This is a genomic window from Aeromicrobium sp. CF4.19 (genome assembly GCF_051262555.1).
Taxonomy (GTDB): Bacteria; Actinomycetota; Actinomycetes; order Propionibacteriales; family Nocardioidaceae; genus Aeromicrobium.
Window position 1 is genome coordinate 137,826 of sequence record NZ_JBIMEU010000001.1, and the last position, 11,453, is coordinate 149,278.

An 11,453-nucleotide genomic window follows, 5' to 3' on the forward strand; every position below is an offset into this window, starting at 1 on the left:
GCACTATGATCACAGCGCAAGGAGGGGCTTTGATCACCAGTCACGACGTGGCCCGGCTCGCCGGGGTCTCGCAACCGACGGTCTCGCGCGCCTTCAACAACAGCCCGAAGGTCTCCGAGGACACCAAGCGTCGGGTCAGGGAGGCCGCGATCGCCCTCGGCTACGCCCCCAACACCTTCGGTCGCGCCCTCTCCACGGGACGCTCCACCCGGGTCGGTCTCGTCCTGACCGACCTGACCAACCAGTTCTACTCCCACGTCATCGCCCCGATGCACGACGAGCTCGAGCGGATCGGCTATGAGCTGGTGCTCGTCACCGAGACGAGCGAGAGCAGCCCCGTCGCCGACCGACTGGTCTCCCACGGTCTGTGCGGCGTCGTCCTGGCGACCACGACGGTCGACTCGATCCTGCCGGCCCGCCTGAAGGACCGGCACATGCCGTTCGTGTACTTCAACCGCACCGCCGCCGGCGTCGCCGCCGATGCCGTCACGGTGGACCCCGAGCAGGGTGTGGTCGCGCTCGCGGAGGCGGTCGCGGACGCCGGTCACCAACGGATCGCCGCCATCTTCGGGCCGCGCAACACCAGCACCGGCGAGGAGCGCGAGCAGGCTGTTCGCTCGGCGTTCGAGTCACGAGGCCTCACCCTGCCGAGCCGCCGCGTGCTGCACGGACCGTTCGACTTCGAGACCGGCATGGAGGGCGCCCGCGAGCTCCTGGAGGTGTCGGACCCGCCCACCGCGCTGCTGTGCGGCAACGACGTCGTCGCCCTGGGCGCCCTCAACGCCGCCGCCGAGCAGGGTCTGCGCGTCCCCGGCGACCTCTCCATCCTGGGCTTCGACGACCTCCCCACCTCTCGGTGGCCGATCGTCCGGCTCAGCACGGTGGCCTACGACCTCGATGCCATGTCCCGCGAGGCGGCCCGACTGCTGGTGCGCCGGGTCGAGGAGGGCCCGGAGGCCCCTGTCCGGCACGTCAGCTTCCCCACCCGGTGGGTCCCCCGCGCCACCCTCGGCGCGCCGAGCACTGAGTAAACCCTTACTTCGGGTGGGGCCAGGTTCTTGCGGAGGCGCTATGCATACGCATACAGTGATGATGTCGCCACCGGTTGACCCGGAGGTGACGAACGTCCCGTCAGGTCTCCGCAGGCCGCGTCGCACGGTTCCCCGAGTCGTCGCGACGGGTGCGGAGCAGTCACCGGAAGGACCTCCCCGTGCCGCTGGATCCCATCGCGTACCGCCCCTACACCGACCCCGACGACTTCATCCGTGAGGTCACCGACCGCATCTGGGTGGGGCGCGACATCCACTACATCGTCGACAACTACGAGCCCGACTCGATCGTCCACGGCGGACTCGGCACGACGATGGACCGCCAAGGCGTCATCGACGGCAGCCTCATGCGCATCGCTGAGTCACCGCAGCACGTCGGAGTGGCTGAGGACGTCGTGTGGGAGGCCCGCGGCGACGACGCCTTCCTGAGCTCACACCTGGTCTTCTCCAGCGACGAGATGCTCATCGACGGCGCCCTGCGTCGCGTCCGCAGCCGGACCATCGCCAACTGCCTCTACCGACAGGGACGGATGGTCGAGGAGTGGGTCGTGCGCGACACCCTCGCGCAGGCGCTGCAGCGAGGCCTCGACCCCGCGGAGGTGGCTCTCGGACAGACCTTCCGCGGGTTCCAGGGCTCCTTCCTCGAGGCAGCGCCCCAGGACGTGCTCGCCGAGGGCGACAGTGGCCCGCGGCCGGACGACTTCCGAGCCGAGATCGAGATGGTGCTCGAGCTGATCGACGAGGTCTGGAACGCCCGCCACCTGAACCGACTGACCGACTTCGTCCACCGCGACCTCTTCCTGGACACGATCGGCGACACCACGATCACTCGCGCGGACGGCTACCAGCGCGACCTGCTGCGCCTGGTCTCGGCCTTCCCCGAGGCGCAGTTCGAGGTGCGAGACGTCCAGACCAACCGCAGCGAGCGCTACGGCGGCCTGCGGATCGCCGTGATGTGGAAGATGAGCGGCCGCTATGAGGGCACCGCCCACTACGGGCCGCTCACGCTGGAGCCGATCGACCTGCTCGGCGTCTCGCAGTTCCTCGTGCAGGACGGCCGCGTGGTCAAGGAGAAGCGGATCTACGACGAGATCGCCCTGCGGGCGCAGATCAACTCCACGCGCGGCGACGTCGAGCACGCCAACACGAACATCTACTGACCTGGGCGCACAGCCCGGAAGGAGCACCAGCATGACCGACTCCACCATCAGCGCCACGGAAGTCGCCCGGCGCACGATCCTGCACAAGGACTGGGTCCCGTGCAAGGCAGCCTTCATCGACTGCCGCACGCCCGGGTCGGACCGCAAGGACAACTACTCCTTCATCGGAGCCGGCGTCTCCCAGAGCGCCCAGCAGTTCGTGAACCTCGAGGAGCCGCACGGCTTCAACGTCGGTGCTGCCGGCATGCCGAACGGCACCGTCAACAGCTTGCACATGCACTTCACCGCCGAGGTCTTCATCAACTTCGGAGGCGACTACCAGCTTCGGTGGGGGCCGGACGGCACCCAGGGCGAGTACCGCTCCGTCGACGGCGACGTCATCTCCGTCCCGTCGTGGATCTTCCGCGGGTTCACCAACGTCGGCGACGACGAGGGTGTCCTGCTCACCGTGCTCGGCCAGGACGACAACGGCGGGATCATCTGGGGGCCCCAGGTCCTGCGCGACGCGGCGGGTCACGGGCTCCACCTGACCTCGGACAACCGGCTCATCGACACCGTCGCCGGCGACGAGATCCCCGACGATGCCCAGCTCATCAAGCCGATGCCCCAGGCCGAGATCGACCGCCTCGACGTGGTGGCACCCGAGCAGTTCCGGCAGCGGGTCGTCACCCAGGGCGACCGGGTCTGGGTCGAGCGTCCCTACCTGTGCTCGGAGCTGCCCGGCGGTGGCGCCCAGCTCAGCCTCGTGATCGGCCACGGCACGAGTGAGGACCGACGGGCAGCGCCGGCGATCGGCAACCCGCACACCTTCGACCTGGCCTGGTTGCGGGCCCGGCCCGGAGACGGCGTGCTCACGCACCGCCACGACGAGACCCAGGTGCTCACGGCCAAGGCCGGGCGCTGGGCCGTCACCCTCAACCGCGGGAGCGAGGAGCAGGTCGTCGAGCTCGGCCCCCTCGATGCACTCTCGGTCCCCCCGGGCGTGTGGCGGTCGGTCCGCCTGATCGACGACACCGTGGGACAGGCCGCCGAGCCCGGGACGGGCGAGATGGTCGTCGTCACCGGTGGCGACGGGCGGACCCGCCTGGAGTGGACCCCCGAGGTCGTCGAGGCGGCCCGCGCGGCCGGCACGGTCATCGACCCTGACGGGTACCGGGCGCCGGCGAGCGTCATGGCCACCGCGACCGAGGACGACTGAGTCCGTGAGCGGGCACGTCGTGACGGCGCCGCCGGACCGGGTGACGGTCGCGGCCTGCCAGATCGACGTGCCCGCAGTCCGGCAGGACCCCTCGGTGCTACGGTCGACGATCCTGCGGGCCGTCGACCGTGGGGCTCGCCTGGTCGTCCTGCCCGAGCTGACGGCCTGCGCTGGGATCCTGCGCACGCCGGCCGAGGCACGCGCCGTCGCCGAGCCGCTCGACGGGCCGACGGTGCGGTCCCTCCAGGAGGCTTCCGCCGCCACGGGGTGCGTGGTCGTGGCCGGTCTGGCGGAGCAGGGTGACGACGCCGTCGTGCACAACTCCGCAGTCGTCCTCGACGCCGGGCGCCTCGTCGGCGTCTATCGCAAGGTGCACCCCTGGGGCGCCGAACGAGATGCCTTCGACCTCGGAGACGCACCTCCCCTGGTCGTCGACACCTCGGCGGGCCGCGTCGGGGTCATGGTCTGCTACGACCTGGAGTTCCCCGAGTGGGTCCGGCTCGCCGCGCAGGACGGCGCAGAGGTGCTCGCCGTCCCGGCGAACTGGCCACTGCGGGACACCGGGCACCGCACCGACCCGTTCGAGGTGGTCAAGGCCCGAGCCGCGGCTGCCACGTACCGCCTGAACGTCGTCGTGGCCGATCGGTGCGGCCTCGAGCAGGGAGTCGACTGGTACGGCGCGTCCCTCGTCGCCGACGTCGATGGGCGACTGCTGGCCGGCCCGGCCTGCGCCGACTCGGGCTCCGCCACCTCGATGATCGTGCTCGCGGAGGTCGACCTCGCCGCCGCGCGCACCAAGACGCTGGGCAGCCACAACCACGCCCTGGACGACCGTCGGCCCGACCTGTACGCCTGACCGATCGAGGCATCGATCCGCCCCGACCACGGGCCGAGCGGAGCGAGGCGGGCCGGCCCGACGCGAGCCCTGGCTGGGGGCACCTCCCGCGAGCTCTGCGAGTGGGGGCGCGACGGGAGTGAGCACGAAGCGAAGCGAGTGCGCCCGGCCACCATGGGCCGAGCGGAGCGAGGCGGGCCGGGCCGTGGCGAGCGCCAGCGAGTCACGGGGTGAGGGCTGGGGGTACCTCCCACGCGCTCAGCGCGTAGGGGGCGGAACGAGCCCGCCCCGGCCACTACCACCGACCCCTACGCGGGCGGGGCTGGCAGCGGGGGCAGGTGAAGGACGAGCGGTTCATGAAGGCGTCGCGACGGATGGGGGTGCCGCAGCGGGAGCACGGCTCGCCCGCGCGACCGTACGCGGAGAGCGAACGGTCGAAGTACCCGCTCTGGCCGTTCACGTTGACGTAGAGCGCGTCGAAGGAGGTGCCGCCCTGGTCCAGGGCCTGCGTCATGACGTCGGTGACGTGACCCACCAGGGTGTCGATCTCTCGGGGGCGCAGGTTCCGGGTGTTCCGGGCGTAGTGCAGCCGGCTTCGCCACAGGGCCTCGTCGGCATAGATGTTGCCGACGCCGGAGACGAGCGTCTGGTCCAGCAGCGCACGCTTGACGCCCGTCTGACGCCGCGTCAGGGACGTCGCGAACCCGGTGACGTCGAAGGCGGGGTCGAGCGGGTCGCGGGCGATGTGCGCGATCTCCGGCGGCAGGACAGCGCCGTCCTCGCTGTAGGCCATGCCGCCGAAGATCCGCTGGTCGGCGAAGCGCAGCTCTCGTCCGTCGTCCAGGCGCAGCACGATGCGCAGGTGCCTCGGCGGCACGGCAGCGGCGTCGCTGATGAGCATCTGGCCACTCATGCCCAGGTGGCACAGGACGGCGTCGCCGGCCAGCGCGTCGTCCAGCGCCAGCCAGAGGTACTTGCCGCGCCGCCGGGCCGCCACCATGGTCCGGCCCACGAGCCGGTCGACGAAGTCCTGCGGTCCTGGGGCGTGCCGCCGCAACGAGCGGACATCGAGCACGTCGACACCGGTGATCGACCTGCCGACGACGTGGTCGTCCAGACCACGACGGACGACCTCGACCTCGGGCAGCTCAGGCACGGGCCCGCTCAGGCATCGATGGCGTCGGCCGGGCTGAGCTCGGCCTGCAGCCGTCGCCACGCGATCTCGGCGACCTGCTGCTCGGCCTCCTTCTTGGACCGCCCGGTCCCGCCGTCATAGACGCGCTGGCGAAGGTAGACCCGCGCCGAGAAGGTCTTGTCGTGGTCCGGTCCGGTGCCCACGATGGCGTACTCGGGGACACCCAGACCGTGGTCGGCGCTGATCTCCTGCAACGACGTCTTCCAGTCGAGCCCCGCGCCGAGGTCGGCGGCCCGCGCGAGGAAGGGGTCGAAGACGCGGTGGATGACCTCCGAGGACCGCTCGATGCCGAACTGCACGTACACCGCCCCCAGGACGGCCTCGACGGCGTCGGACAGGATCGACGGCTTGCGCCGGCCACCCGTGGCCTCCTCGCCACGACCGAGCCGCAGGTGGGCCCCGAGGTCGAGCACCTCTGCCACCTCCGCGAGGGCCTTGGCGCTCACGACGGCGGCCCGGAGCTTGGCCAGCTGGCCCTCGGGCAGGTCCGGATGGGTCGTGAAGAGCGCGTCGGTGACGACGAGGCCGAGGACGGAGTCGCCGAGAAACTCCAGCCGCTCGTTGTCCGGGACGCCTCCGTGCTCGTAGGCGTAGGACCGATGCGTCAGGGCGTGCGAGAGCAGCCCGGAGTCCAGGTCTGGGACACCGAGCACCTCACGCAGCGCGTCCGGGGACGCGGCGCCGTCGGTCAGAGGACCTGGCGACGCTCGCCGCGAGCGCCGTACTGTCCGCACTCGGCGCACGCGCGGTGCGGCAGGACCTTCGCGTCGCACGCGGGGTTGGCGCAGTTGGCCAGCTGCGGCGCAGTGGCCTTCCACTGCGACCGACGGTGACGCGTGTTGCTGCGCGAGAGCTTTCGCTTCGGGACCGCCACGGTTACTCCTTGGGGCTGTCCGGGACCGAGCCCGGCTCGTTCGGTTCTGTGGTCAGGTGGCTCAGCGTCGCCCATCGCGGGTCGATCGCCTCGCCGTGTGTGTGGTCTGGATCATCCGCGAGCCGCGCCCCGCACTCGGGGCACAGTCCCGGACATTCCGGGCCACACACGGGATTGAACGGCAGTGCGAGCACCACCGCGTCCCGCAGGACTGGTTCGAGGTCGAGCAGGTCGTCCTCGAGGGCCATCTCGTCGTCGGCGTCCTCCCCGGTCGCGACCGGTTCGTAGACGTACAGCTCCTGGAGGTCCACGGTGATCTCGTCATCGAGAGCCGCCAGGCACCGCACGCACTCACCGGTCGTCCGTGCCGAGGCGGTGCCGGTGGCCAGCACCCCGTCCATGACGGCCTCGAGCCGAAGCTCGAGATCGATGGACGATCCCTCGGGCACGCCGATGACGTCGTGACCCAGATCTGCCGGCGCCTCGACGGTCTTCTCGTAGGTCTTCTCGGTCCCCGGCCGACGACCCAGTACCTGGGTGTCGAAGACGAGTGGTCCGGAAAGCACGTCTGATCCGTCCGTCGAAAGTGCACGACACATCACGGCCTGCGAACAGGCCGACGTTCATGCTACCCCGAGGGCACAGCCCGGCACCAATCCACATCGCTCACGCAGCGGCAGGTGTCCGAGCCGGGTGGGACGATGGCGGGGTGCAGACGTCCGCGGAGCAGGAGGGGACGGTCCTGCACGCCGACCTCGACTCCTTCTTCGCCGCCGTCGAGCAGCGCGACGACCCGGCCCTGCGCGGCCGACCGGTGATCGTGGGTGGCGGCGTCGTCATGGCCGCCAGCTACGAGGCCCGTGCGCACGGCGTGCGTGGCGCGATGGGCGGTCGGCAAGCGCTGCGCCTGTGCCCCGACGCCGTCGTCGTGCCCCCACGGATGGAGGCCTATGCGCAGGCGAGCCGCGACGTGTTCTCCGTGTTCGCCGACACCACGCCGCTCGTCGAGGGCGTCTCCATCGACGAGGCCTTCCTGGAGGTGGGGGGCTTGCGGCGCATCCGCGGGGCTCCCTCCACGATCGGCGCTCGGCTGCGGGTCGACGTGCGCGAGCGTGTCGGGCTGCCGATCTCCGTGGGCGTCGCGCGGACCAAGTACCTCGCCAAGGTGGCCAGTGCCATGGCCAAGCCGGACGGGTTGCTCGTCGTCCCCCTCGCCGATGAGATGCGGTTCCTGCACTCGCTGCCCGTCCAGGCCCTGTGGGGCGTCGGGCCGAAGACCACCGAGAAGCTGCACTCGATGCGGCTGCGCACGATCGCCGACGTCGCGCGCCTCGATCGGGGCGAGCTGGCCTCGCTGGTCGGGCCGGCGGCGGCACGCCACCTGCTCGCCCTGGCCTCAGGCGAGGACCCACGCCGCGTCGAGACGACACGACGTCGACGCTCGATGGGCGCCCAGCATGCGCTCGGCCGCGGACCGCACGCCCCGCACGACGTCGAGATCGTGCTGATGACCCTGGTGGACCGAGTCGCCCGCCGGCTCCGCGCGGCCGGGCAGACCGCAGCCACCGTGGTCGTCCGGGTCCGCTTCGACGACTTCACCACGTCCACCGGCTCGCGGACGTTGGTCCGCCCGAGCGCCCACACCGACCCCCTCCTGGGAGCTGCCCTGGACCTCCTGCGAGGGCGCTCGGCGGAGATCGCCCGGCGCGGGATCACCCTCGTCGGCGTCCAGTGCGCCGGGCTGGAGCGCCAGGGCGAGCAGCTGGAGCTCCCCATCGGCGACGTCGACACGCGCGGGCTCGACGAGGCGGTCGACGCCGTCCGTGACCGCTTCGGGTCCGCGGCGCTGCGACGGGCCGCCCAGGTCGGCCGCTCCGAGCGGCCGGCCATGCCGACCCTCCCGGACTGAGGCCCACGGCGATCAGGCGCGGCGGAAGGCCTCGGTCATCTGCTCCAGGACGAATCCCGGCACCAGGGTGGAGACGTCGCCGCCACCCTTGGCGACCTCCTTGACCAGGCTCGAGGCCAGGAAGGAGTACTCCGGGCTCGTGGGGATGAAGACCGTGTCGACGTCGGTGAGGCTGCCGTTCATCTGCGCCATCTGCAGCTCGTAGTCGAAGTCGGAGACCGCGCGCAGGCCCTTGACGATCGCACTGATGCCGTTCTCGGTGCAGTAGTCCACCAGCAGCCCCTCGAACGACCCGATCGAGACGTTGGGCAAGTGGTCCGTCGCCCGGCCCAGCATGGCCTGCCGCTCGTCGACGGTGAACAGGCTCTTCTTGCTCTGGTTCACCAGCACCGCCACGACGACCTCGTCGAAGAGCCGGGCCGCACGCTCGACGATGTCGAGGTGGCCGTTGGTGACGGGGTCGAAGGATCCTGGACAGACGACCTTGGTCACGGGGTGCTCCTGTGCTCGTCGGAGGGAGGCTCGAGGACGGGCCGACCGTACCAAAGCGCGGTCTCCCCGTAGGTCTTGTCCCGGAGGGCCTCCAGCCCGGAGGGCCAGGACAACGGGTCACGGGCCGATCGCTCGACGACCACCACCGCGTCCGGGTCCAGGTGCGCGGGGAGGTCGCCGAGCAGCGCCACCACCTCGGCGGTCGACACGGCGTAGGGCGGATCGAGCAGCACGAGGTGCCAGGTGACGTCCGCGTGGCCGGCCACGAACCGTTGCGCCGTCGTGCGGTGGACGGTGGCGGCGGCACCGAGGGAGCGGACGTTGCCCGCCGCGACGGCAGCCGCCCGGGCGTCGGACTCCACGAGGTCGGCCGAGGCGGCTCCCCGAGAGAGCGCCTCGAGGGCCAGCGCGCCGGACCCGGCGTAGAGGTCGAGCACGCGGACGCCCTCGAAGCCGCCCAGCATCGAGGTGAGCGAGGAGAACTGTGACTCCCGCACGCGGTCCGACGTCGGACGCGTGCCGTCGCCGGCGGGGGTCCGCAGCCGGCGACCGCCCCACTCCCCCGCGATGATCCGGGTCATGTGCGTTCCAGGTAGTCGGCCTGCTGGGTCTGCTCCAGACGACGGACGGCATCGGCCAGCGCCGGGAGTCCGGTCAGCGTGGGGTCGGACTCGACCACCTCGTCGGCCACCGTCTTGGCGTCGGCGATGACCTTCTCGTCCTTGACGACCGACAGCAGCCGCAGGCCCGAGCGCAGGCCGGACTGGCTGGCACCCAGCACGTCGCCCTCGCGCCGCAGCTCCGCGTCCAGCCGGGAGAGCTCGAAGCCGTCGGTGGTGCCCGCCACGGCACGCAGGCGTTCAGCGGCGAGGGACTCGGCGTCTGCCGTGGTGACCAGCAGGCACAGGCCCGGCTCCCGGCCGCGACCCACCCGGCCGCGCAGCTGGTGCAGCTGGGAGATGCCGAAGCGGTCGGCGTCGAGGACGACCATGACGGTGGCGTTGGGGACGTCGACGCCGACCTCCACGACCGTGGTGGCGACGAGGACGTCGACCTCGCCCCGAGCGAAGGCTGACATCGTAGCGTCCTTCTCCTCCGAGGACAACCGTCCGTGCAGGACCTCGACCCGCAGCTCACGCAGCGGGCCGGCGGAGAGCTCGGCGTGGACGTCGACGAGCGAGCGCGTCTCGGCGGGCGACCCGTCCTCGGCCGTCCCGATGCGCGAGACGACGACGTAGGCCTGGCGTCCCTTGGCCACCTCCTCGCGGACCCGCTCCCAGGCTCGCTCCAGCCAGGCGGGCCGCTCCGCGACGGGGACGACGTTGGTCTGGATCGGCTGTCGTCCGGCGGGCAGCTCGCGCAGCGTGGAGGTCTCCAGGTCGCCGAAGACCGTCATGGCGACGGTCCGTGGGATGGGCGTCGCGGTCATCACCAGCACGTGCGGGCGGGAGGTAGCGCGATCGGTCAGGGCGGCGCGCTGCTCGACGCCGAACCGGTGCTGCTCGTCGACCACGAGGAGGCCGAGGTCCGCCAGCTGGACGTGGTCCTGGATCAGCGCGTGGGTGCCGATGACGATGCCCGCCGCCCCTGATGCCGCGTCGAGCAACGCCTCGCGGCGCCCTGCAGCGGACATCGACCCGGTCAGGAGCCGGACCCGGGTGGCGCCCTCCTCGCCGCCCAGCATCCCCGCGTGCGCCAGGCCGCCGAGCATCGCGGTGATGGCCCGGTGGTGCTGGGCCGCCAGCACCTCGGTGGGGGCCAGCAGCGCAGCCTGCCCACCGCTGTCGACGACCTGCAGCATGGCGATGAGCGCGACGATCGTCTTGCCCGATCCCACCTCGCCCTGCAGGAGCCGGTGCATGGGGTGGGTGCGCGCCAGGTCCGCGGTGATCTCGTCGACCACGTGCTGCTGGCCGTCGGTGAGCCGGAACGGCAGCCGCTCGACGAAGCGGTCCCGGATCCCGTCGGACGTTCCGGGTCGGGCGGCGGCGTCGTCCTGACGGACGGCGTGGCGGCGCTGCGCGAAGACGGTCTGCAGCACGAACGCCTCCTCGAAGCGGAACCGGTCGCGGGCCCGCTGCCACTGCTCCGCCGAGCGCGGGCGGTGCACGTGCTCGAAGGCCTCCACCGACCCCGGCAGTCCCCGCGCCTCACGCACGGCCTGCGGGAGGGGGTCCTCCTCGAGGTCGGTGACGGCCAGGACCTGGGCCACGGCCCGCTCCAGGGCGACGGACGAGACCTTGCCGCTGGCCGGGTAGATGGGGATGATGCCGCGGGCCATCCGACTGTCCTCGCCGGGGCCGTCCTCCCCCTCGATCGGCTCGAACATCGGGTTGGTCAGCTGCAACCGGTTCCGGAACTCCCCGACCTCGCCGGCGAACAGGCCCACGGTGCCCGGGGTGAGCTGCCGCAGCCGCCACACCTGCTGGAAGAACGTCAGCGACAGCGTGGCCGTGCCGTCGGTGACGACGACCTCAGTCCTGGTGCGCCGCCCTCCCGGCCCGAAGGACCGGTTCTGCGCCGACACGACCTCGGCCATGACGGTGGCGTACTGACCGACGCGCAGGCCCGAGAGGTCACTCAGCTCTCCGAGCGAGAGGTAGCGACGGGGGTAGTGCCGCAGGAGGTCGTCGACGAGCTCCAGGCCGAGCGAGGCCGCGAGGGGCTTGGCGGTCTTGTCGCCCACGACCGATCGGAGCCTCGTGGCAGGAGTGACGGCTGGGCTCATGGCGGGGGACATC

General features: G+C 71.6%; 12 protein-coding genes. 5 read left to right on the plus strand and 7 right to left on the minus strand.

Annotated features, from left to right (window positions below; translation table 11 throughout):
* Positions 1-29: 29 nt before the first annotated feature.
* From ACHAAC_RS00715 to ACHAAC_RS00730, 4 genes are all read left to right on the plus strand, one after another.
* The gene (locus ACHAAC_RS00715; protein ID WP_435713938.1) at positions 30-1,031 is read left to right on the plus strand and encodes a LacI family DNA-binding transcriptional regulator; all 1,002 of its coding nucleotides are present in this window, start codon (positions 30-32) and stop codon (positions 1,029-1,031) included.
* Between the two features lie 179 nt (positions 1,032-1,210).
* Entirely contained in the window at positions 1,211-2,209 is a 999-nt protein-coding gene (locus tag ACHAAC_RS00720; protein ID WP_435713939.1) for an ester cyclase, read from the plus strand.
* A gap of 31 nt (positions 2,210-2,240) precedes the next feature.
* Positions 2,241-3,407, plus strand: coding sequence for a hypothetical protein (locus ACHAAC_RS00725; protein ID WP_435713940.1), 1,167 nt, complete (start codon positions 2,241-2,243; stop codon positions 3,405-3,407).
* A gap of 4 nt (positions 3,408-3,411) precedes the next feature.
* The gene (locus ACHAAC_RS00730; protein WP_435713941.1) at positions 3,412-4,263 is read left to right on the plus strand and encodes a nitrilase-related carbon-nitrogen hydrolase; all 852 of its coding nucleotides are present in this window, start codon (positions 3,412-3,414) and stop codon (positions 4,261-4,263) included.
* 274 nt (positions 4,264-4,537) lie between these two features.
* Here ACHAAC_RS00730 and mutM read toward each other — a convergent pair whose 3' ends face one another.
* The 4 genes from mutM to ACHAAC_RS00750 are packed head-to-tail and all read right to left on the minus strand — an operon-like array spanning position 4,538 to position 6,877.
* Positions 4,538-5,398: a bifunctional DNA-formamidopyrimidine glycosylase/DNA-(apurinic or apyrimidinic site) lyase gene (gene mutM / locus ACHAAC_RS00735; protein WP_435713942.1), complete on the minus strand. Its 861-nt coding sequence runs from the start codon at positions 5,396-5,398 to the stop codon at positions 4,538-4,540.
* A gap of 8 nt (positions 5,399-5,406) precedes the next feature.
* Positions 5,407-6,090 carry a ribonuclease III gene (gene rnc / locus ACHAAC_RS00740; RefSeq protein WP_435713943.1) on the minus strand — a complete coding sequence of 228 codons (684 nt, stop codon included), beginning with the start codon at positions 6,088-6,090 and terminating at the stop codon, positions 5,407-5,409.
* Between the two features lie 35 nt (positions 6,091-6,125).
* On the minus strand, positions 6,126-6,311 hold the full coding sequence (gene rpmF, locus ACHAAC_RS00745; protein ID WP_435713944.1) for a 50S ribosomal protein L32: 186 nt from the start codon (positions 6,309-6,311) through the stop codon (positions 6,126-6,128).
* Between the two features lie 2 nt (positions 6,312-6,313).
* A complete protein-coding gene (locus ACHAAC_RS00750; protein WP_435713945.1) occupies positions 6,314-6,877 on the minus strand; it encodes a YceD family protein in 564 nt (187 codons plus the stop codon).
* A 143-nt stretch (positions 6,878-7,020) separates the two neighbouring features.
* Between ACHAAC_RS00750 and dinB the strand changes: the two genes are divergently transcribed.
* Entirely contained in the window at positions 7,021-8,220 is a 1,200-nt protein-coding gene (gene dinB, locus ACHAAC_RS00755; protein ID WP_435713946.1) for a DNA polymerase IV, read from the plus strand.
* 12 nt (positions 8,221-8,232) lie between these two features.
* On the opposite strand, the gene coaD is transcribed toward dinB, so the two are convergent.
* From coaD to recG, 3 genes are read right to left on the minus strand one after another with little or no spacing between them, the layout of a single operon-like run.
* On the minus strand, positions 8,233-8,712 hold the full coding sequence (gene coaD, locus ACHAAC_RS00760) for a pantetheine-phosphate adenylyltransferase (RefSeq protein ID WP_435713947.1): 480 nt from the start codon (positions 8,710-8,712) through the stop codon (positions 8,233-8,235).
* The gene (gene rsmD / locus ACHAAC_RS00765; RefSeq protein ID WP_435713948.1) at positions 8,709-9,293 is read right to left on the minus strand and encodes a 16S rRNA (guanine(966)-N(2))-methyltransferase RsmD; all 585 of its coding nucleotides are present in this window, start codon (positions 9,291-9,293) and stop codon (positions 8,709-8,711) included. Before rsmD ends, coaD begins: the two co-directional genes overlap by 4 nt.
* Positions 9,290-11,452, minus strand: a complete 2,163-nt coding sequence (gene recG / locus ACHAAC_RS00770; protein WP_435713949.1) for an ATP-dependent DNA helicase RecG — start codon at positions 11,450-11,452, stop codon at positions 9,290-9,292. The genes rsmD and recG overlap by 4 nt, the downstream gene beginning before the upstream one ends.
* Position 11,453 lies beyond the last annotated feature (1 nt).

Bases quoted from the DNA above. Each gene is read 5' to 3' on its own strand.
- rsmD (WP_435713948.1), bottom strand. From the start codon at position 9,293: ATGACCCGGATCATCGCGGGGGAGTGGGGCGGTCGCCGGCTGCGGACC.
- ACHAAC_RS00725 (WP_435713940.1), top strand. From the start codon at position 2,241: ATGACCGACTCCACCATCAGCGCCACGGAAGTCGCCCGGCGCACGATC.
- recG (WP_435713949.1), bottom strand. From the start codon at position 11,452: ATGTCCCCCGCCATGAGCCCAGCCGTCACTCCTGCCACGAGGCTCCGA.